18 protein-coding genes are annotated in these 22,355 nt (G+C 54.0%); 8 read left to right on the plus strand and 10 right to left on the minus strand.

Going from position 1 to position 22,355, the window contains the following annotated elements; translation table 11 throughout:
• The 4 genes from ACT3R4_RS00180 (at position 1) to ACT3R4_RS00195 (ending at position 4,287) form a co-directional block, all read left to right on the plus strand.
• A complete protein-coding gene (locus tag ACT3R4_RS00180; protein WP_441677100.1) occupies positions 1–924 on the plus strand; it encodes a hydroxymethylglutaryl-CoA lyase in 924 nt (307 codons plus the stop codon).
• A 53-nt stretch (positions 925–977) separates the two neighbouring features.
• A complete protein-coding gene (locus ACT3R4_RS00185) occupies positions 978–2,702 on the plus strand; it encodes an AMP-binding protein (protein WP_441677099.1) in 1,725 nt (574 codons plus the stop codon).
• 2 nt (positions 2,703–2,704) lie between these two features.
• Positions 2,705–3,523 carry a class I SAM-dependent methyltransferase gene (locus tag ACT3R4_RS00190; RefSeq protein ID WP_441677132.1) on the plus strand — a complete coding sequence of 273 codons (819 nt, stop codon included), beginning with the start codon at positions 2,705–2,707 and terminating at the stop codon, positions 3,521–3,523.
• A 191-nt stretch (positions 3,524–3,714) separates the two neighbouring features.
• Positions 3,715–4,287 (plus strand): hypothetical protein, encoded by a 573-nt coding sequence (locus ACT3R4_RS00195; protein ID WP_172116423.1) that lies wholly within the window; start codon positions 3,715–3,717, stop codon positions 4,285–4,287.
• Positions 4,288–4,319: 32 nt separating this feature from the next.
• Here the strand turns inward: ACT3R4_RS00195 and ACT3R4_RS00200 are convergent, their stop codons facing one another.
• Positions 4,320–6,206: a monovalent cation:proton antiporter-2 (CPA2) family protein gene (locus ACT3R4_RS00200; protein WP_441677098.1), complete on the minus strand. Its 1,887-nt coding sequence runs from the start codon at positions 6,204–6,206 to the stop codon at positions 4,320–4,322.
• 225 nt (positions 6,207–6,431) lie between these two features.
• On the opposite strand from ACT3R4_RS00200, the gene ACT3R4_RS00205 reads away from it, so the two are divergent.
• Genes ACT3R4_RS00205 through ACT3R4_RS00215 form a run of 3 tightly spaced genes read left to right on the plus strand, consistent with a single transcriptional unit; the run spans position 6,432 to position 8,776 of the window.
• Positions 6,432–6,704, plus strand: a complete 273-nt coding sequence (locus tag ACT3R4_RS00205) for a Trp family transcriptional regulator (protein ID WP_441677097.1) — start codon at positions 6,432–6,434, stop codon at positions 6,702–6,704.
• 3 nt (positions 6,705–6,707) lie between these two features.
• A complete protein-coding gene (locus ACT3R4_RS00210; RefSeq protein WP_441677096.1) occupies positions 6,708–8,120 on the plus strand; it encodes an anthranilate synthase component I family protein in 1,413 nt (470 codons plus the stop codon).
• Positions 8,117–8,776: an anthranilate synthase component II gene (locus tag ACT3R4_RS00215; RefSeq protein ID WP_441677095.1), complete on the plus strand. Its 660-nt coding sequence runs from the start codon at positions 8,117–8,119 to the stop codon at positions 8,774–8,776. The genes ACT3R4_RS00210 and ACT3R4_RS00215 overlap by 4 nt, the downstream gene beginning before the upstream one ends.
• Positions 8,777–8,853: 77 nt before the next feature.
• On the opposite strand, the gene ACT3R4_RS00220 is transcribed toward ACT3R4_RS00215, so the two are convergent.
• From ACT3R4_RS00220 to cysM, 8 genes are all read right to left on the minus strand, one after another.
• Complete coding sequence (locus ACT3R4_RS00220) at positions 8,854–9,168, minus strand: hypothetical protein (protein WP_441677094.1); 315 nt, start codon at positions 9,166–9,168, stop codon at positions 8,854–8,856.
• A 162-nt stretch (positions 9,169–9,330) separates the two neighbouring features.
• Positions 9,331–10,365 (minus strand): 23S rRNA pseudouridine(2604) synthase RluF, encoded by a 1,035-nt coding sequence (gene rluF / locus ACT3R4_RS00225; RefSeq protein ID WP_441677093.1) that lies wholly within the window; start codon positions 10,363–10,365, stop codon positions 9,331–9,333.
• A gap of 36 nt (positions 10,366–10,401) precedes the next feature.
• Positions 10,402–10,947, minus strand: a complete 546-nt coding sequence (locus ACT3R4_RS00230) for a DUF924 family protein (RefSeq protein ID WP_441677092.1) — start codon at positions 10,945–10,947, stop codon at positions 10,402–10,404.
• A 74-nt stretch (positions 10,948–11,021) separates the two neighbouring features.
• Positions 11,022–13,670, minus strand: a complete 2,649-nt coding sequence (gene ppc, locus ACT3R4_RS00235; RefSeq protein ID WP_172116416.1) for a phosphoenolpyruvate carboxylase — start codon at positions 13,668–13,670, stop codon at positions 11,022–11,024.
• A 51-nt stretch (positions 13,671–13,721) separates the two neighbouring features.
• The gene (mazG, locus tag ACT3R4_RS00240; protein WP_441677091.1) at positions 13,722–14,543 is read right to left on the minus strand and encodes a nucleoside triphosphate pyrophosphohydrolase; all 822 of its coding nucleotides are present in this window, start codon (positions 14,541–14,543) and stop codon (positions 13,722–13,724) included.
• Positions 14,544–14,557: 14 nt separating this feature from the next.
• Entirely contained in the window at positions 14,558–16,819 is a 2,262-nt protein-coding gene (gene relA / locus ACT3R4_RS00245) for a GTP diphosphokinase (protein ID WP_441677090.1), read from the minus strand.
• Between the two features lie 68 nt (positions 16,820–16,887).
• On the minus strand, positions 16,888–18,282 hold the full coding sequence (rlmD, locus tag ACT3R4_RS00250) for a 23S rRNA (uracil(1939)-C(5))-methyltransferase RlmD (RefSeq protein ID WP_441677089.1): 1,395 nt from the start codon (positions 18,280–18,282) through the stop codon (positions 16,888–16,890).
• A complete protein-coding gene (cysM, locus tag ACT3R4_RS00255) occupies positions 18,283–19,179 on the minus strand; it encodes a cysteine synthase CysM (protein ID WP_172116412.1) in 897 nt (298 codons plus the stop codon).
• Between the two features lie 91 nt (positions 19,180–19,270).
• Here cysM and ACT3R4_RS00260 point away from each other — a divergent pair, with 91 nt between their 5' ends.
• The gene (locus tag ACT3R4_RS00260) at positions 19,271–21,991 is read left to right on the plus strand and encodes an ATP-binding protein (RefSeq protein WP_441677088.1); all 2,721 of its coding nucleotides are present in this window, start codon (positions 19,271–19,273) and stop codon (positions 21,989–21,991) included.
• On the opposite strand, the gene acpS is transcribed toward ACT3R4_RS00260, so the two are convergent.
• Positions 21,975–22,352: a holo-ACP synthase gene (gene acpS, locus ACT3R4_RS00265; protein ID WP_193053713.1), complete on the minus strand. Its 378-nt coding sequence runs from the start codon at positions 22,350–22,352 to the stop codon at positions 21,975–21,977. The genes ACT3R4_RS00260 and acpS overlap by 17 nt on opposite strands.
• Between the last annotated feature and the right edge of the window lie 3 nt (positions 22,353–22,355).

Below are 22,355 nucleotides of genomic sequence, written 5' to 3' on the forward strand. Positions count from 1 at the left end.
ATGGCACTGCGCCCATCCAGCCTCCCCCAGCGCGTACGCCTGTTCGAAATGGCCCCCCGAGACGGCCTGCAAAACGAGCCGGGGGCCATGGTGCCTACCGCAACTAAAATCGAGCTGATTGAGCGGCTTGCCAATGCCGGTATCCACCATATTGAAGCGGCAAGCTTTGTATCGCCCAAATGGGTGCCGCAAATGGGCGATGCGGCCGACGTAATGCACGGCATTAAGCGCACTCCCGGCGTGGTTTACTCGGCCCTTACCCCTAACCTCAAGGGGCTTGAAAATGCGCTGGCTGCAGGTGTTGATGAAGTCGCGGTATTTGGCGCGGCCTCTGAGGCGTTTTCGCAGAAGAACATCAACTGCTCGATTGCTGAATCCCTTGAGCGCTTCGAGCCTGTGCTCAAGCGTGCCCAGGAAGCCAATGTGCGTGTGCGCGGCTACGTTTCCTGCGTGCTGGGCTGCCCTTATGAAGGCGATATTCCTGCTGAGAAAGTCGCTCAGGTGGCCAAGGCCCTTTATGACATGGGCTGCTATGAAATTTCCCTCGGCGACACCATCGGGGTGGGTACGCCGCTGGCGGCCAAACGAATGATTGAAGCCGTATCCGTGCAGGTGCCGATCGATCAACTGGCGGCACATTTTCACGACACCTACGGTATGGCTATTGCCAACCTTTACGCGGTGATGGAAGAAGGCATTAGCGTGATTGATGCCGCGACCGGCGGTTTGGGCGGATGCCCTTATGCCAAAGGTGCCTCCGGCAACGTCGCCACTGAAGACGTGCTCTACCTGTTGGAAGGTTTAGGCATTGAAACGGGGATTGATTTGCAGGCCGTGCTGGATACCGGCAACTGGATTACCCAGGCCCTGGGCCGCAAGCCGACCTCAAACGTTGCCCTGGCCAGAGGCGGACACTCAACCTAACGCCAATCAGCGCGGCCTGTTCGATCAGACAATAAAAAATACGGAGAGACATCATGGCGCTACATGACCCCAGCCTATCTACCCAAGCCCTGCCCAGCTATGCCAGCAGTACCGCTGACAAACCGCTGATTGGCATGACTATCGGCGATAAATTTGACCAAATCGCCGCGCAATATCCCGATAACGACGCTCTGATTGTGCTGCACCAGAACATTCATTGGCGATATCGCGAGCTTCACGAAGAGGTGAACCGCTGCGCCCGCGCGTTGCTTGCCATTGGCGTGAAGTGTGGTGATCGGGTCGGTATGTGGGCGCCTAACTGCAGCGAGTGGACATTAACCCAGTTCGCCACAGCCAAAATCGGCGCTATTTTAGTCAACATCAACCCGGCCTACCGCACTCATGAACTTGAGTACGCGCTTAACCAATCCGGCGCGCGTTTTTTGGTCAGCGCGGATAGCTTTAAAAACTCTAATTATCGCGACATGCTCTATGAACTGGCGCCGGAGCTTAAAACCAGTACGGAAGGCGCGCTTAAATCGCTAAAACTGCCCCAGCTTGAGTGCGTGATTAACTTAAGCGCCGACAAGCATCCCGGCACGTGGCGCTGGTCAGATTTGATGCTGGAGTCGGCCAAGGTTAGCCAAACCGACGTCAACGACCTGCAAAGCACGCTTCAGTTTGATGACCCGATCAATATTCAATACACCTCGGGCACCACTGGCTTTCCTAAAGGGGCCACGCTTTCCCACCACAATATTCTTAATAACGGCTTTTTTGTGGCCGAAAGCATGGGTTTTACCAGCGAAGATCGCTTGGTCATCCCGGTGCCGCTTTATCACTGCTTCGGCATGGTCATGGGCAACCTGGGCTGTATGACCCATGGCGCGGCGATGATTTACCCCGATGAAGGCTTTGACCCCGGTAAAGTACTCAAAGCCGTACACGAGCAAAAAGCCACTGCGCTTTATGGCGTGCCCACCATGTTTATCGCCGAGCTGGACCACCCCGAGTTTGCCAGCACCGACCTCTCCTCACTGCGTACCGGCATCATGGCAGGCTCGATTTGCCCGGCCGAAATCATGAAACAAGTCATCAACAAGATGAACATGAAGGGCGTACAGATCGCCTACGGAATGACTGAAACCAGCCCGGTCTCTACCCAAACGGGTGCCAATGACACTATTGAAAAGCGGGTTTCCACCGTGGGCCGTACCCAGCCGCACCTGGAAAGCAAAATCGTTGATCCCGGCAATGGTGCCATCTTACCTCGCGGTGAAATCGGCGAGCTGTGTACCCGGGGCTATAGCGTCATGCTTAAATACTGGAACAACGAGCAAGCTACGCGTGAGGCCATCGACGAATCCGGCTGGATGCATACCGGCGACCTGGCCACCATGGATGAAGAGGGTTATATCCAGATCGTAGGGCGCATTAAAGACATGGTGATTCGCGGGGGCGAAAACGTCTACCCCAAAGAAATCGAAGAGTTTCTGTATACCCACCCGGCGATTTCCGATGTGCAGGTCACCGGCGTACCCGACAAAAAGTATGGTGAGGAGTTGGTTGCCTGGGTAAAACCCAACGCCACGGCGGATGAGATTAGCGGTGAAGATCTGCGTGAGTTTTGTAAAGGCAAGATCACCCACTTCAAGATCCCCCGCTACTTTAAATTCGTCGATGAATTCCCCATGACCGTGACCGGCAAAATCCAGAAATTCAAGATGCGCGAAATCTCGATTCAGGAATTGGGGTTGGGCGACGAGTCATCATTGTGACAATGTCTTTAGCGGCGCATTATCAGCAAGGGCTACGCGATGCCGAGGTGCTAGCGCAGATTCAACACCATTACCCTGCGGGGCCTACTCTGCATCAGTTAGCACCGCTGGACCAACTTCATATAGGCGGCGTAACGGCCTCCGCCCGGCTGCTCGCCCTGCTGGACCCGGCCCTTCATCTACGGGTATTGGATATTGGCGCGGGGCTGGGAGGATTAATGCGCCAAGGGTCGGCGTTAGGTTTTCACATGACCGGCTTGGACATCACCCACCGTTTTAACGCACTTAATAAAACGCTTAGCACGCTGACATCTTCTCAGAGCGCCTCGCTAAATTGGGTAACCGGTGATGCTTGCGCCCTTCCCTTTGCCGATAACAGCTTTGATGCGCTTGTGTTTCAGCACAGCCTGCTGAACATGCCCAACGTTAACGAGGCACTTACCGAGAGCTACCGTGTACTGCGCCCCGGTGGGCAGTTGGTAATGCACGAAGTCGTTAGCGGCCAAAATGCAGAGGCCTTGCGCTACCCTGTTCCCTGGGCGGCAACGCCCGTTCACTCCTGCCTGCTTAGCCATGAAACGCTCATTGAGCAATTAAGCTGCTGTGGTTTTATTGTCGAGCATAACGTTGACTGGAGTGATAGAGCGCTTGAGTGGCGTGAACGCCAGAGAAGAAAGGAGCAAACGCCCCAGGCATCTGTCTTGTCCCCCCAATGGGTCTTTGGTGAGCGCTTTATGGAAATGGGCAAAAATCTGGTGTTTAACCTCCAAAACCGCGCAATTAATTTGGTAGAAGTTAAAGCCTCTTGCTATGCTGGTTAGGCTTTGTACGAAAACTGCTTGCGCTCGACCATACGGCGTTAAAAATCAGCTCGTGCGCGAGTCCGATCAAAATACTCATTTACTCATGTAAACTCCGTTTTTTCGCTGATTTTTGCCTTGTCTGGCCTTCGCTCAGCGACTTTTCGTACAAACCCCAAGATAACAATCAAGACCAAGGATGAGGAACATCAATGAAACGCTTGGCTGGGGTACTCCTGTACAGCGTTGTTGGTTCAACCCTACCTTTACTCACCGCTGCCGCCAATGACACGTTGCCGGTGATCGCGTATGCCTCACCCAACAGTGAACTCCTGCAACTGGACAATGGTGTGGTGCTGGAAGGCAGCGACTTAAGCAGCCTGGACACCTACACATCAGGCTTTCGAGTAACCGCTGGTTTTAGCCCTTGGCAACTCCCTCAATTGGACCTTGGCGCTGAAATCGCCTACCGCGAAAGCGAAGAAGTTCCGATTGCCTCCAGCATGTCACCAATGATTATGGATACGCTTAGTTTAGGCGGTGCCATTGTAGCGGGCGTACGTATGGGCGCTTTTAGCATGTACGCTAAATCTGGCCTGACCGAATGGCGCGGCGACACCCATGAGCTTCAGGGTGCAGACGAAGGCGGCACCGCCTGGCTTCAAGGCTTTGGTGCCACCATGACACTTAACCAGATGGTCACGCGCTTGGAATATGAGCGCGTAGATGCGCCGACGCTAAGCCATCTCAATCAACTCAGCGCCTCGCTGCATTTGCCGTTTTAGTCGTTACCTCTCAGCACGTTTGCGTTATTAACCTACCGCCGGTCTTCTACAGGTGCTGTCCAAATCGGCACATCCTCACGTTTGGGTTCCTGCCAGTCCTGCTGCATCGCGCTATTTAGTGACTCCTCCAGCTTCATAAATAGCTCACCGTAACGCGGGCTAAAGCTGATGCCGCCTTCGATCTCTTTCCAAGCCTCAAACAGTTCGTCTTCATGGGCTTCTTCATTTTGTACAAATGACCAGGTCATTTGCTTGGCCCGCATGGGATGTACGCCCATGGCCGATAGTGCATGGCCGCCAAGCTCCAGGGCAGAGTGATACGTTTCACTCACCACATCATCGGCCCCGGCTTCACGCAGTTGATAACCATGCCCACGGTCAAAAGCGCGCGCCAGCACCCACACGTTGGGATAGTAGTGTTTTACGTGTTGAGTCATCTGTACAGCACGCTCACGATCATCAATGGCGACCACCAAAAGGCGGGCGCTTTCAATCCCCGCCCTTTCCAACAGGTCAGAACGGCTGGCATCGCCGAAGTAGCTTTTAATATTGATTCGACGAGAGTTTTCGATCTGCTCCAGCTCAAGATCAAGCACTACCATCGGGATATTATTGGCCCGCAGCAGGCGGCAGATGATTTGCCCAAAGCGCCCTACTCCCGCAATGATAACGGGCGCCTGTTCCTCAATGGCATCGGCGTCTCGGCCCTCTTTGGCAACCAGATAGTGCGGCAGCACCAAGCGGTCATAAGCAATAAACAGGAGCGGCGTTAAAAACATTGAAAGGGCGACGACCAGCGAGAGCACTTGCGCGGTATCTGCTGGTATCACGCTGCTTTGTACGCTGTAGGTCAGCAGTACAAAGCCAAACTCGCCCGCTTGGGCCAGGCTCAGCGCAAAGAGCCAAAAGTTGCTTCCCTTGATCTTGAACAACCAGGCAAGCGCCAATAACACGACCGCTTTAACAATAATGACGGCAATACCCAACGACACGACGGTGGCCCACTCGGCCGCCAACACATCGAAATTAATGCCTGCACCAACAGTGATGAAAAATAGCCCCAGCAGTAAACCTTTAAAGGGCTCGATATTGGCTTCCAGCTCATGCTTAAACTCACTGTTGGCAAGCACTACACCGGCCAAGAATGCCCCCAGTGCTGGCGATAAATTCACCAGGCTCATAAGTGCTGCAATACCGATAACCACCATCAGTGCCGTGGCGGTAAATACTTCGCGAAGCCCTGCGCCCACCACATAACGAAAGAGCAACGGCCCCAGGTAATACCCACCAAGTATCACCGCAGCAATGGAGCCTACCACCACTAGCGCATGGGTCCAGCCAGTCAGGTGCGCGACCAAATTGAAACTACCATGGTCGGGCTCACCACCTGGTGCCTCCATTAATTCGGGCAGTGCTAAAAGCGGAATAAGCGCCAACATGGGAATAACCGCTATATCCTGAAAAAGCAAAACTGAGAACGCGCTACGCCCGCCCTCGGTTTTCGCCAGGCCTTTTTCATTGAGGGTTTGCAACACAATAGCGGTAGAAGAGATCGCAAAAATCAACCCGACGGTTAGCGCGGTTTGCCATACCAGGCCTAACCACCAGGCAATCAGCGTACCTGCCGCTGCGGTAATGATTACTTGCAAGCCACCAAGGCCGACCAGGCGAACCCGCATCGCCCAAAGGCTTTTGGGGTCAAGCTCCATACCGACCAGAAACAGCATCATGACTACACCAATCTCGGCAAAGTGCTGAATGGTGTTGGTTTCCTGCCCAACCAAGCCAAATACCGGGCCAATGGTAACCCCGGCGATAAGATAGCCCAACACTGACCCCAAACCCAGCCGCTTGGCCAGTGGCACCGCAATGACTGCCGCCAAAAGGTAGATAAATGCTTGAATAAAATAGGCCGTCATACCGCACTCCTTAAACAAGATATCGTTATATTAGACGATGAGCGCCCGTTAATGCTTCGCACTTGATATGCCAGTACCCTGCCCTTGCTGCACCAAATTACTCGTAGGGCTATTCCATCGAACGACTTGCTCTTTGAGTGACTTGCCCCTCGAACGACTTGACTTCTTCGCCAACCAATATATCGTACTAGTACGCTAGTACGGCATTCAACTATTGGTGCGCGCATGTCTATATCCCGTTCTACCGATGATGTTTACCAAACTGAATTGATTAATTTCCTTGTGGCCATTGATAGCTCTGAGGCCATGAATGAAGCACTTGAAAGCCTTCTGACGCCTGCAGAGTACCAGGAAATCAGCAAACGCCTGCAGATTTTTAATTTACTGCGTGATGGCGTACCACACCGCAAAATTGCTGAATTGCTGGGAGTCGGCATTGCGACGGTTTCTCGCGGCTCGCGCGCGCTAGGTACTTCTCACTCATTACTGGATCGCTGAATCATGACTATCCACGCTCAATCAGATGCTGGCCCGCGTCCGTTTACTCTGTCGCGTAAGCCCCACTACGTAACGCTTGCCGCAGACTGTGACTTTTTTGGCCTATTCAAAAAAATAGAGAAGCAGTTCAATACCTGTTACATGCTTGAATCGCTGGGTGAAGACAGCCACATCGCCCGTCATTCAATCATTGGATTTGATCCTGAATATACCATTTACGCGAATGGCCAAACGCTGACCATCGAGGATCGTGCCGGCAAGGCCGAGCACTACCCAAGCGATAATCCTTATGAATTACTGCGCAGCCTGATCCCGCAAAATATTATTTCGCGCAAGTATGCCGGCGGGCTAAGCGGCTATTTAGGCTACGATGCGATGCAGTATTTCGAGCCTACGCTTTCCTTAAAAGCCAATGATGACTTCGATACGTTTCGCTTTGGGCTTTATAAAGATGGGCTTATCCTCGATAAGATGACCGGCGAGGTAACCTACTTCTATTACGACCATAGCCGCTCTGATTTCCTGCAAACGCTTATCGACGCTGAGGATATCGAGAGCGACGACCTGAAAATTACCGCGCTTGGCGACACCATGAGCCAAGCAGAACACGCCGCAGCGGTCGCCAAGGTCAAGCAGGATATTATCGACGGCAAGGTGTTCCAGTGTGAAGTCGGGTTTAAAAAGCGCTTTCGTATCGAGGGCGATACGGTCGCTCTGTACGACCAGCTGCGCACGATTAACCCTTCTCCTCAGATGTACTACATGAAGTTTGGTGGTCAGAAGCTGATCGGTGCAAGTCCCGAGCTTCTCTTCCGCTTGCGCCAGGGTGAAATGGAAACTTTCCCGCTGGCAGGCACCACCACCCGAGGCCAAACGCCCCAGGAAGATACTCAGCTGGCCCGTACCCTGCTTAACGATCCTAAAGAGATTGCCGAGCACAATATGATCGTTGATCTACATCGCAATGATATTGGTCGGGTTGCCCAGTTTGGCACCGTAAAAGTGCGCAGCCTGATGGACATTAAGCGCTTTAGCCATGTTCAGCATATTTCCAGCGAAATCGTCGGCATTATTGCCGAGGGCGAAGACATGTTTAGCGCCTTGGCCAGCAACTTCCCTGCGGGCACGCTTACCGGTGCGCCCAAAATTGAAGCCATGAAAATTATCGATGACTTGGAAAACGATGGCCGAGGCCCTTACGGCGGCGCGGTTGGCCAGTTTTCGTTTAACGGTGACTGCACTTTTGCGATCCCGATTCGTACCGTGTTTGTCAACGGCGAGCGGGCCTATGTGCAGACCTGTGGTGGCAACGTGTTTGATAGTAACGCCGCCGATGAGTATGAAGAAATACGCCGTAAATTTGCCGGCACGCGTAAAGCCTTAGCCCCCTTTATGGATTCGGAGAGCCTGGCATGAAAGTGTTAATCATCGATAACTACGATTCGTTCACCTACAACCTGTACCAATTTATTGGCGAGATTCTCACCACAGAAAAAAACCGTGGCGCGGTCAATGATTTTGAGATTGTGGTAAAGCGCAACGACCAGATTCAATTTACCGATATTGTGGCGATGGCGCCGGACCGTATTATTATTTCGCCGGGGCCTGGCTCGCCAGACGACCCACGCTACTTCGGCGTCTGCGCAGAGGTCATCAAAGAGCTGGGGAAGACCACACCGCTGTTAGGTGTCTGCCTCGGGATGCAGGGGATTGTTCATGTGTTTGGCGGCCAAGTGGTGAAAGCACCGCTCCCCATGCACGGCAAGATCAGTCCCGTTACGCATACTCAGCAGTCGGTATTTAAAGGCGTGCCGGACCAGCTTGAGGTGATGCGCTACCACTCGCTAATTGCTGATGCAGGCTCGCTACCCGAGTGCCTGGAAGTGACCGCTGCGGTGGGTAGCCTGAAGGCGGCCCACTTTGAACAGCGAGAGCACTGGGAAGCCGCTGGGGAGTTCGAGCTGATGGGCGTCAAACACCGCGACTATCCGATCCACGGCATTCAGTTTCACCCCGAATCCTTTGCCACCGAAGGGGGTAAAGAGCTGATTGCCAACTTCTTGCTGGCATAATTCATCTTAAAATACGCCACAAAAAAAGCGGGAGGCCGTTTAATGACGTCTCCCGCTTTTTAATGTTGGCGAGTGGTTTAACGCCCCTTACCTTCATCGCCTAATGTAAATGAGGGCGGATCACTGGCTGGAAAGGTGTCATCAACCGTGTCGTCCACCCCTCCTTCCGTCCAGTCGCCATTGACGTTTTCAGCAGAGTAAACCGTGTAATTTTCAGCCAGTATCCATTGACCATCACACTCTTTCAGGTCATGCCGTTCGACCCAGATACGGCTTCCCCCTGCCTTGAGTATCTCAACTTTTGTTTCAGCACTATCATCTGAAACCGTGCCTAGCGCACTACCGTCCTGGGTATAAACGGTGGCATCTTGAAGATTATGCTCTGCCATCATAAGGTCCTCCAATGATATCCAAGTATCAATACCTTAGTTGGCACTTTCACGAAGGGACAAGGTGTTTTCAGCAACTTTACCTTATCGCAATTTTTTGATTCCCAAGTCTCCTTCGCTTATTTTGAATGTTTCCTGGCTAATCCATGCAAGCGCTTAAAAAGCCTAGCGTTTCGTTTTGGGGCGCGGCGCTTTTCCTCGCGCGGCTGGTTTACCTGCCCCGGGCTGTCCTTTACCGAAAGACTTACTACTACGCTTGCCTTGGGCTGCAGGTTTGCCCCCTGCTGCGGTTTTTGCGTTAGGGTGAGCTTTGGAAGTACCGGGCTTGCCCTTGGTGTTTGAGCGCGATTTACTGCCCGCCGCTTTGCCAGCGCTATCGGATTTTGCCCCCGTTCCCGGTTTTCCCTTACGTGGACGTTGCCCAGTAGGTGCCCGAGGCTTGGCTTTCGGCTTAGCCGGTTTAGGAGGCGCTGCACTACTGTCAGCGCTCTCCGTCAGGGCAATGATGGTCTCCACCTCTTTGGGCGTTAAATCACGCCAGTCACCCAGTGCCAACCCCTTCAAAGACACATTCATGATCCGCGTGCGTATTAATTGGGTAACGTCATAACCGAAGTATTCGCACATCCGGCGTATCTGACGATTTAACCCCTGTACTAGCGTGACAGTGAACACAAAAGTGGACACTTTCTTCACTTGGCACTTCTTGGTGACCTGGCCAAGAATCGGCACACCCTTTTGCATCCCCTCAACAAATTCCTCCGTAATCGGCTTGTTAACCGTTACCTGGTACTCTTTTTCGTGATTGTTGTTGGCACGGAGAATTTTATTAACCAGATCCCCATTATTGGTTAAAAAGATCAGCCCTTGAGAGTCTTTATCCAGCCGACCAATGGGGAAAATACGTGCCCCATGCTTTACAAACTCAACAATATTGTCTTTTTCACTCGATTCAGTCGTGCTCACAATACCGACAGGCTTATTGAGCGCAATCAGAATAAAGTCTTCTTCCTCCTGGGGCTCAATTTCCTGACCATTCACCTTTACACGATCACCAGCCATTACCTGGTCACCGGTTGTCGCACGACGGCCATTGATCCAGACATTGCCCTGCTCTACATAGCGGTCTGCCTCACGGCGCGAGCAAAGGCCGCTTTCACTAATATACTTATTGATTCGAGTCGATTTTCGTAATGACATAACACGCCGTAAGGCTAAAAGTGGATAAAAGCGCCGCTAGAAAGAGGAGCCAGGCTGTTCTAGAAAGGCGACTTCTTCATCGCTGGACGTTCTCCCCAATAGCATATTGCGATGAGGGTAACGACCAAAGCGGTCAATAATCGCCTTATGACGAACTTCAAAATCAAGATTGTTTTCAAGCCCAGGCTGGTCGAACAGCACCATTGCCTGGGCATGAATCGTTTTCGATTCACTATGCATATAGGGCATATATAAAAAGCTGCGCTCTTCAGGCGTTAACGCCATGTCGGCACCTGCTGCCACGGCTTCCTGGGCGAGAGCAAGCGCGAGCGCATCAAACGCAAACGCGCGGGCATTATCGCGGTACATATTGCGCGAAAACTGATCAAGCACAATAATTTCGGCCAGACGCCCCTGCGGTGTATCCCGCCATGTATAACATTCGCACTGGGCAACATGGCCGTGCAGCTCTCCAAAACGCGCCATGATAGCGGCGTCCATCTCGGCGTCTTTCTTAAACCACTGCGCCGGGGTTAGTTCATTAAACCAGAACTGCAACACCGCTTGAGCATCCAAATTCATTGCCGCCTCCTAAGAACATACATAAATGCCGCCAGCCGTACTGGCGGTATACGCACTTCTAATGTTGCCGCTAATTAACCCGTATTGCGCAGCCCCGCCGAGATACCTGCCATGGTCACCATTAGCGCCCGGGAAAGGTCGCCGCTGATCGCACCATCGGCGTCGCGGTTACGCTGTAAAAGCTCAGCCTGCAACCCGTGCAGCGGGTCAATGTAGGGGTTACGTACATCAATGGCCTGGCGGATCAGTGGCGTCTTCTCAAGCAACTCATCCTGCTCGAGTATTTCCAGCACCACGTTTTCCAACCGCTCAAAACGCTCGCGAAGCTTTTTGCCCAGGGCTTTTAAGGATGGCTCATCCACTAGCCGGTGCTCATAGTAAGCCGCAATGGCCACATCGGCTTTGGCCAGTAACATTTCCAACATATCCAGATAAGTGCCAAAAAATGGCCATTGATCGCGCATGTCCTGGAGCAGCTCGCGTCCGCCGGGCTCTTCCAGGCGCTGCAGGAACGCTTCGCCACTGCCTAGCCATGCGGGCAGCATTAGGCGAATTTGGGTCCAGGCGAAAATCCACGGAATCGCACGCAGCGTTTCAACGCCACCGTCCTGGCGCCGCTTGGTGGGGCGTGACCCCAGCGGCAACCTACCGAGCGCCCCCTCTGGCGTTACCGCACGGAAGTAAGGCACAAAGTCAGGGTCCTCGCGCACCACGCCCACGTAACCGACGTGCGCAATGTGGGCGAGCTTATCCATCTCTTCGCGCCAGCGGGGGTCAGGCGCCGGTGGCGGTAGCAAGGTAGCCTCAAGCACCGCGCAAGCGTAAATCTCCATTGACCGCAGCGCGATATCCGGCTGGCCAAACTTGAAGCGAATCATTTCTCCCTGCTCGGTCACCCGCAAACTGCCGTTTACCGAGCCCGGCGGCTGCGACAAGATCGCTGCGTGAGCGGGGCCGCCCCCACGACCGACGGTGCCGCCGCGGCCGTGGAACAGGGTCAGGTCAACACCGTGTTTTTCACACACATTCACCAGCGCTTCCTGAGCCCGATACTGCGCCCAGGCCGCCGCCAGTTGCCCGGCATCCTTGGCAGAGTCGGAGTAGCCGATCATGATTTCCTGGCGGTCATTAATCAGTGCTCGGTAACCAGGCAGCGACAGGAGCTGTTCGATAACCGCACCCGCGTGATCCAGGTCGTTGAGGGTTTCAAACAGGGGTGCAATGGGCAGCGTGACTTGGCCACCCACCTCTTTCATTAACAGCGCAACGGTCAACACATCTGACGGTTCGCCCGCCATGGAAATAATGTAGGTACCCAGTGCCTCTGAATGCTCCTGGGCGATGACCTTAAAGGTATCCAGCACTTCACGACACTCGGCAGAACACTCCCAACGGCGCGGGATCAGGGGTCGACTAGACGCCAGCTCTTCCAGTAGGAATGCCTGGCGCTGAGCTTCGTTCCACTCCTGGTAGTGCCCCAGGCCTAATGTGCTGGTGAGTTCTTCGATCACTTGGGCGTGGCGGCTGGCTTCTTGACGTAAATCCAGCTTGGTCAGCGTGACTCCAAACACGGCGACGCGGCGCAACGTATCGAGCAAGGCGCCATTGGCAATGGTGTCCAAACCCACATCGCATAAAGAGCGGTAGCAAGCCAGCAGCGGCGCATAAAGTTGGTCGCGGGTTTCAATAATCGGCCCGCCGTCGTAATTGCGGCCATCCAGCTTCGCCTTGGCCCAGTCCCGGGTTGCTTCCACCTTGGCTAAAAGGCGTTTAAGCAGTTCGCGGTACGGCTCGGCGACATCGCCCACTTCCGCTTTTAGTGCGCTATTGGCCTTCCACATGGAAAGCTCGGTTTTAAGCTGTTCCAGGTCGCGTAGGTAAAGGTCTGCGGCCATCCAGCGCCCCAGAAGTAGCACTTCCCGGGTGATCCGTGAAGTAACATTAGGGTTGCCGTCCCGGTCGCCTCCCATCCATGAAGCATAGCGAATGGGTGCGGCATCCAGCGGAAGGCGCTCACCGGCAGTATCCAGCAGTAAATTATCCAGATCACGATGGAAGTCAGGCACGGCTTGCCATAGCGAGTTCTCGATAACCGCAAACCCCCATTTGGCTTCATCAACCGGGGTTGGCCGCTCATGGCGAATTTCATCGGTATGCCATGCCTGGCTAATCAGTTCTTCTAACCGCCCGTGAGCGCGCTTACCGCGCTCAGGATAGTCGCCAGAACCTTCGATGGCGGTTAGGCACTCATCAATTGCGTCGTATTTTTGGATTAGCGTACGGCGAATAACTTCTGTCGGATGGGCAGTAAGCACCAGCTCCACCCGCATATTGGCGAGTGTTTCGACCAGCTTACGCGGTGAATTACCTGCCAGTTGGGCCCGCTCAAGCAGCCCGTTGAGAGTCGGCTGGGTGCCGGGTTTGTAGTCTTCTACACGGCGAAAACGTGCGCGATAGTGCTGCTCGGCAATATTGGCAAGATTCAAGAACTGGTTAAAAGCACGTGTAACGGGTAGCAGGTCACGCTCAGGTAACTGGCGTAAATACTCAATAAGTGCGCGCTGCTGGAGTGAGTCACCTTGACGACCTTGCTTGGCATGCGCTCGGATCGTCTCAATTTTATCTACAAATGCCTGTCCCAGGTCGTCCGCTATGGTGCGTCCCAGACTATCTCCTAAAATGCGTACGTTATCGCGCAGCGATTCGTGCAGGTCGTGACTCATTGGCAAGGCCTCCTAGCGGGGTCGCGTCATTATTAATGATCAATTTATGCTTTATTCTTGATGTTTAGCCGCCTGCCAGTGAGCTTCCATCTCGTCCAGCGAGGCTTCCGTTATCGGTCGATGGGCCGCGTTTAAGGCATGCTCAACATAGCGAAAACGGCGTTCAAATTTACGATTGGTACCGCGCAAGCACTGTTCAGGATCAGCACCTAGGCTGCGGGCTAAATTGGTTACCGCAAACAATAAATCACCGACTTCTTCCTGAGCATGGCGTGTATCTCCTGTCGCCAGTGCTTCTTCTACCTCATCCAGCTCTTCACGGATTTTATCCAGAACGCCCTGCGTATCAGGCCAATCAAAACCTGCCCGGGCCGCGCGCTTTGAAAGCTTGTTCGCACGGCTTAACGCGGGCAACGTACAAGGTACGTCATCAAGTACCGAAGGCGCCTCAATGACACGTTGGGCGCGCTCTTCCGCCTTAAGTGACTCCCAGCGCTGATTAATCTGTTGGGTCTGTAGCGCTTCAGCGCTAACACCTGGCGGCCTACGCGAGCCAAGCGTACCCTCCGGAAACACATGCGGGTGCCTGCGCAGCATTTTAGTCGTCAACGTATGTACGATATCGTGAAAATCAAAGCGCTGCTCTTCTGCACCAAACTGAGCGTAATAGATGACTTGGAAGAGTAAATCACCAAGCTCCCCCGGCAGCTCATCAAAGGCTCGCCGCTCAATGGCATCGGCAACCTCGTAGGCTTCTTCCAGCGTATGGGGAACGATGCTGTCCCAGCCTTGCTTAATATCCCACGGGCACCCTTGCTCGGGGTCGCGCAGTACCTGCATTAATGTCAGCAGGTCATCCAGATCATAGCGCATCAAGCCGCTCCATATTAGGCACCTTTTTCAGGGTCTGCGTTTCGCAGGCGGCGCACTTCGGTCACATTGGGCAGTTGCTGAATACGTGAGAAGAGCCGCCCCAAAGATTCAAGTCCATCCACTTCTAACGTAATCCTCAGGCGAGCGATGCCTTCGTTGGTATCCGTTAGCGTATTCACCGCCAGCACATTGACTTTCTCATTGCCTAGAAGGCCCGTCACATCGCGCAGTAGGCCCGAGCGGTCCCAGGCCTGGATTTCGATAGTGACCGGATAACGCGTATGGGCGCGCTCGCCCCACTCTACTTCGATGATACGTTGGGGCTCTTCCATACGCAGTTGGAGGATATTGTTGCAGTCCTGACGGTGTACGGTAACCCCTCGCCCTTGGGTGATAAACCCCACAATCGGCTCACCCGGAACGGGGCGGCAGCAGTTAGCCATGCTGGTTTTAAGATTGCCCACGCCAAGCACGGTAATGTCGCTTTTAGAGGGCTTGCTCAGCTGCTTGCGCGGTTTGGCAAGTAAACGTTCCAGCTGTTCCTGATCGTCAGTCTCGCCAAATAACTGCTGGGCCTGGTGTAGTACCTGCCCAATACGCAGGTCGCCTGCCCCGATAGCGGCATACATATCATCAGCGTTTTGATAATTAACCGCGTCGGCCAATTTGGGGAGATCCAACTGGTCGACATCAAGACGGCGCATTTCTCGCTCAAAAAGTACCCGGCCCTCTTCCAGGTTTTGGCCTCTGGCCTGATGCTTAAACCATGCCTGAATTTTGGCGCGCGCTCGTGACGTGCGCACATAGCCAAGATTAGGATTGAGCCAGTCGCGGCTTGGCCCGGCTTTGGTGGCGGTAAGAATTTCCACCTGCTGGCCCGTTTTAAGCTCATAGGTCAGCGGAACAATGCGCCCGTTAATTTTGGCGCCCCGGCAGCGGTGGCCAATTTCGGTATGAACCCGATACGCAAAATCAATCGGGGTGGCAATACGCGGCAAGTCGATCACATGACCGTCAGGCGTAAAGACATAGTTGCGGTCGGGGGCCACGTCACTTGAAAGCCCTTCGCGCAGATCACCAAAATCACCCACTTCGTCCTGCCACTCAAGCACTTGACGCAGCCAGGCAATTTTTTCTTCGTAGCTACGGCTTTTCGCGTTGGTATCGTGCCCTTTATAACGCCAGTGGGCACATACCCCGAGTTCTGCGTCGTCATGCATGGCGAACGTGCGGATTTGAATTTCGAGGACTTTATTCTCAGGCCCGACCACTGCGGTATGAAGCGATTGATAGCCGTTCTTTTTAGGGTTGGCGATATAGTCGTCAAATTCGTCTGGAACATGGTGCCAGCGCGAATGCACAATTCCTAATACGGTGTAGCAGTCGGTGACTTCTGGCACCAAAATGCGCACCGCACGAACGTCATGTACGTCAGAAAAATCGATCCCTTTGCGCTTCATTTTACGCCAGATCGAGTAAATATGTTTGGCTCGGCCACTCACGTCATGATGGGTAATATGCTGAGCTTCCATCAACGTTTTAATCGTTTCGACCACGTCGCGGATATAGTGCTCTCTATCCAGGCGCTTCTCAGCAAGCAACTTGGCGATCGCCTTGTACTCATCTTCGTGTAAATAGCGAAACGACAGGTCTTCAAGTTCCCACTTGATTTGCCCCACCCCTAAGCGGTGCGCGAGAGGCGCATAAATGTCGGCGACTTCGCGGGCTACCTGCAGACATTTTTCAAGCGGAGCATCCTTGACCTGACGTAGCGCACAGGTGCGCTCGGCGATTTTAATAAGCGCAACGCGAACATCGCTCACCATGTTGACCAGCATTTTACGCAGGTTTTCCTGCTGGTTATGCTGGGCCATACCGTGGTTGGGCGCGAGTGGATAGCTGATGGCGGCCATTTGCAGGACGCCATCAATTAACCTGGCAACTTCACTGCCAAACCGCTTGGAAACGGCCTCCAGACTCAACAGACCTTCGCGCACGGCGCGATAGAGCACTGCCGCTTCCAGGGTCGCCTGGTCAAGCGTTAGGTCTGCCAAAATGTCTGCCATTTCAAGCCCCATACGAAAGCTTGAACCAGGAGATAACCATTCACGATGAGTACGAGGCGCCTCACGTTCGAGTTGCTCTGCCAGTTCGCAGGCTTCAATAAGGCGCTCAGGATCACTTAGACGCACATCTTCTTGCAGGCGCGTTAACCATTGTTGTATGTCTACCCTGCCGCTATCCATTAGCGGCTGGTCTTCACGCACTTTCACCATGACTCTTACTCATCCCTTCAGGGTATTCATCTTGACGGCGAATACCGTGGCTTGATGCGATAGGCGGACTAGCCTTCGTACTCGAAAAGCATAAGCGATTCCATATGTGCAGTGTGCAGGAACATATCCGCCACTGCTACTTGCTTAATACGATAGCCTGCACGAACCAGATGCGCCGCATCACGGGCAAGCGTTGCCGGGTCACACGACACATACGCAAGCCTGGGCACGGGGTAACGGCCCAGTGCCTTGCACACTGTTTCTGCACCATTACGCGGTGGGTCCAGCACCAGTGCGTCCAAGTGCTGCTGAGTTTTCAACAAGGCTTCAACCGCTGCGCTATCGCTTAAATCAGCCTGTTGAGCACTTACCTCTAGCCGGTTACGTGCTGCATTGCTGCTGATGCGCGCCACCATTGAAGCGCTGCCTTCAACGGCATGTACCCTGGCACCGCTTGAGGCGATGGGCAGGCTAAAGTTGCCCATTCCGGCAAACAGGTCCATAACATGCTGGCCAGGCGCAGGAGCCAGCCATTTCACCACGTGCGCCACCATTTGTTGATTGACGTCAGCATTGACCTGTAAAAAATCACCGGGAGCAAAGGTGAGCGTGAGCGGTGGTTGGCCTTCTATCTGCAGGGTCTCTTCCAGCACCGGTTCAGCGCTGTACCAGTGTAGGCTGGCAGACTCGCGGCCCAGCCACGCGCCAAGCGCAACCCCTTGCTGCCTGGCAAATGACTGCCAGCGCTCGGCATCTAGCGCATGTGCTTTCAACTGGCGAACCAACAGCACGCATTCCGACGCAGTCGCCAAGAGTTCGATGTGGCCCACCAGACGCGGCGCCTCAAGCGTTGCTAACAAGGCCCTCAAGGGAGGCAAAAGCGCTTGCAAGGGCTCCACCAATACGTGGCACTGATGAATATCGACTAACCGATGACTATGGGCTGCGCGAAACCCCAGCAGCACGTTACCCTGCCCATCTATTTTTACGCCGAGTCGCGCTCGGCGGCGATAGTGCTCCGTACTGCCATGAAGCAGATGGGGAGTGCCAAGTTCAATACCCTGGCGAGCAAACAGCTCGCACAGTACGTCTTGTTTATGCGTGCGCTGCGCCTCAATCGCCATATGTTGCAATTGGCAACCACCGCACTGGCCAAAATAAACGCAGGGGGGCTCAACGCGCTGTTGCGAACGGTGCAGTAGCGCTTTTACATGCGCTTCATCAAAACGTTTGCGGTTGACATGCACGGCAGCGTCAACACGCTCGCCGGGAAGCGCCCGGTCAATAAACACGGTTTTACCTGTGGCGTCATGCGCAACTCCCCGGCCATCATGCGCCAATCGCTCAACCACCAGCGCATCACTCGTGTCAGAAGCGCTTGTTGACTTAGCAGCGGGCTTGCGTACCAGCCCTGATTTGCCTGATGCAGCGCGCGATGGGCGCCGCTTACCCAGCATGGCCATTTATAGCTCCGGGCCGAATAGGCCCATTGAGAGGTAACGATCCCCCCGATCACACACAACAAACACGATGACCGCGTTTTCGACCTGTTCCGCAATACGCAACGCACCCGCCAGGCTGCCGCCCGATGAAACACCCGCTAGAATACCCTCTTCACGGGCCAAACGGCGCATGTTGCTTTCAGCCTCTTGCTGGCTAATATCCAGCGTAATATCTACTCGCGGAGCTTCAAAAATCTCGGGCAGGTACGCCTGCGGCCAACGGCGAATACCGGGAATGCTGGCGCCATCGGAGGGCTGCAAGCCGACAATCTGAATAGCGTCGTTCTGCTCTTTAAGGTAGCGAGATACGCCCATGATAGTGCCGGTGGTGCCCATGGAGCTTACAAAATGGGTAACCTCCCCCTGGGTTTGCTGCCATATTTCAGGCCCCGTTGTACGGTAGTGCGCCAAGGGGTTGTCTGGATTGGAAAACTGGTTCAGCGGCTTGCCTTCGCCCCGTTCAATCATGGCATCGGCAATATCCCGGGCCTCCTCCATACCACCGGCCTTACTGGCAGAAATCAGCGTGGCGCCGTAAGCCACCATGGCCTGCTTACGCTCCTCGGAGGCATTTTCAGGCATCACCAGGACCATGGTGTAGCCTTTGATAGCCGCCGCCATGGCGAGCGCAATACCGGTATTTCCCGAGGTTGCCTCGATCAGGGTATCGCCTGGCTTTATTTCTCCACGCGCTTCCGCTTCATTCAACATCGAAAGCGCGGGACGATCCTTTACCGAACCAGCGGGATTGTTGCCTTCAAGCTTCGCCAACAGCGTATTGTTGCGCCCAGCAGTGATCCGCTTCAAACGCACCAAGGGAGTGTTGCCAACCACATCCTCTAGCATGGGATAATTCATCACACGTTCCTTATCATTACCGTTATGCTGCATTATATCGGTGCTGTCGTACGCTGGACAGGCAACCACATTGAATCAACGAGTTTCTTCCATGTCTTTAAACACGCGTTTGCTGTTCGCGCTACTTGGCTTTCCGCTTCTGGTGTACGCCATGATGGCTATTTTGCTCATGGTGCAAAGTGATACGGCTGAACGTGCGGCGCTTCACGAGCGACTTAAAGATGCCGGTGAGCTATTAACCCCCAGTTTCCAGCTTGCCATGGCAGACGCAGACTTTCAGCGTATGGAAAGGCTTTCTCGACGGCTGTTGGACCGCTATGGGCTTAGTTCTGTCAGCCTCTTCGATGAGCAAGGTAACCGTTTGTTCGTGTTAGGCCGCTCCACCCCGCCTCAGCTACGTTTAACAGCGCCCAGCGCTCCCCTGATAGAAGAAGAAGAGCATATTTGGCGACTTCTAGTCCCTCTTGATAGCGTGCTCCCCAACATAAACCCGACCGGGGTGGGCTGGCTTGAAGCCGAGGCAAACGCCCGCCCTTTGACGCTTGAACGCTACAAACTGTTGGCCAGTTTAAGCCTGGGCGGCATGCTATTAGGGCTACTGCTGTTTCTGGGTGCCTTTGCTGTCAGTCGGTATATTTCCCGGCCTATTGAGGAAGCTAACCAGGCCTTATATCGCTTATCTCGTGGCGACTATCGGCTGCAATTAACGCCTGCACGGCCAAGCGAACTTCGCCAACTAGCCGTTCATGTGAATAGCCTGGCTGAGCACTTTCAGCAGTCGCAGCGCGATATGCAGACCCAGATTGAGCAGGCGACCAGCGAATTGCAGGAATCAATGGAAACCATTGAAGAGCAAAATATCAAGCTCGACCTGGCCCACCGCAGCGCGCTCCGTGCGAATGCCGTTAAATCCGAATTTTTAGCCAATATGAGCCATGAGATACGCACGCCACTCAATGGCATTATCGGTTTTTGCCGGTTACTGAGCCGCTCCAGGTTGGATAACCGCCAACAGGGGTGGTTAGAGCACGTTCACCGTGCCTGCGACAACCTGCTAATGCTCGTCAATGACGTGCTCGATTTTTCCAAGCTTGAAGCAAATCGCCTCACACTTGAAGAAGTCGACATTGATATTGTATCGCTTTTGGATGAAGTAATTGGCCTGCATGCGCCTGAGGCGCAACGTAAACATCTGCACTTGGTGGCAATGATTTACGATGATGTGCCTACGCCGCTTAGCGGCGACCCGCTGCGTATTCATCAGGTGCTTAGTAACCTGATCGGCAATGCACTCAAGTTTACCCACGAAGGCGACGTTATTGTTCGTGTGATGCTCGACACCCAGGAAGGGCAGCACGTGGTACTGCGTATCAGTATTAGTGATAGCGGCATTGGTTTGAGTGAAGAGCATCAAAAACAGCTTTTTAGCGCCTTTTCCCAAGCAAAACCCAGCCATTCACGCCAATTTGGCGGTAGCGGGCTGGGCTTATCGATTTGCCGCCAGTTGATTGAGCGAATGGGCGGCACTATCAGCGTGGAAAGCGAGGTAGGCCACGGCTCAACGTTCTCATTTACCCTTCCACTATTGGCTAACCAAAGCGGCGAACGCCCCGCAGAGCTTACTCTGAAAAGCCCGGTCGTACGTCTTTATGAAACCCATACGCCTACTCGCAATACGCTTGAGTACTTGCTAGAGCGCTGGGGGGCTACCCCCGTCGCCTTTACCGCTAATGAACCCGAAGATCTGCTGATGTTATGCCTGGATCAAGATGAGTTCGAAATAGAGAAGAGAGACTACTGGCGAGATTTGATTGATCAAGCCGCCTGCCCCGTATTGATTCTGGCAAATACCACCAGCTATGACTTACCGCCTTGGGAGCTTCCTCATGGTGGGGAAATGCTCTGCAAACCTTTCACTCGAGCCCAGTTGGTCACGACATTGCGCCATTTGCTGCAGCCCGCAGATCAAGAGATAGCGTCCGCTCAATCAAAAGCGCCTCCGCCAACGGACGCTTCCGTCATTGATATTTTGATCGTTGATGACAATGCCTCCAACCGTGAGTTGCTTAAGGCGCTGCTTGAAACGGATCAACTGCGTATTACGCTTGCCGATAGCGGGCATGAAGCGCTTGCCTTGGCGGTTAATTACACGGCTGACATGGTGCTAATGGATATTCGTATGCCGGGCATGGACGGCGTTGAAACCAGTCAGGCGCTGCGCCGCATCAACAATCACTGGTCACGCTGCCCTATTATTGCGGTAACCGCTCATGCTTTAAGCAGTGAACGTCAGCAGTGGCTGGCGGCTGGGCTGGATGACGTACTGATAAAACCTGTTGATGAGGCGCAGCTACAACAGCTGTTGCTGCGTTTTTTGGCCGTACCCCCTTCTCTGCCTACCGTGACATCAACGGCAACCTTGCAACGAAAAGACACTACCGAATTTGCCAGTGAAGCACTCGCGGCCGTCGATTTAACCATGGGCACACAGCTTGCGGGCGGCAAAGAGAGCGTTGCCTATGCACAGCTTATACGCCTGATTGACAGCTTGGATGAAACAGAAACGCAAATGCGTGCCGCCTATGCCCAGAAAAACCTGGCGATGCTACTTGACTGGGTGCATGGGCTCAATGGAGCAAGCCGTTACTGCGGCGCACCTGAGCTAGCCCTATTGGTAGAAACCCTTGAGACGCGGTTACGCACCAGCGGGCTCAGTCATGTGGAGAGCCTCCTGGAAGCGTTGTACACCGCAATGGCACGCTTGCGTACTCATCGAAGCAGGCTGGCCGATGGGTCTAACGCTCCAGAATGACAAAGGCAACCGCGTACTCCGCTTCATCACTTAGCGTGATATGGCTGGTCGTCGCGCCGGATGCCTGCATTAGCCGCTTGGCCTCATGGCTCAACTGCAAAAAGGGCTTCCCCAAGGGGTCATTAACCACTTGGATGTCCCCCCACTGCATGCCGCCTCGCAGGCCAAGCCCTAGTGCTTTTACAAACGCTTCTTTAGCGGCAAATCTTTTCGCCAAGTAAGCCACCGGTTCGCCTTTTTGCTGCCATATCGCGTATTCGTCAGTTCCCAAAATACGCTGGGCAAAACGTGGCCCATGACGCTCAACTGCCCGGGTAAAACGCGCTACCCGGGCAATATCGGAACCAATCCCCACAATCATCTG

The organism is Halomonas sp. AOP7-E1-9 (assembly GCF_052376035.1).
Lineage (GTDB): Bacteria > Pseudomonadota > Gammaproteobacteria > Pseudomonadales > Halomonadaceae > Vreelandella > Vreelandella citrativorans.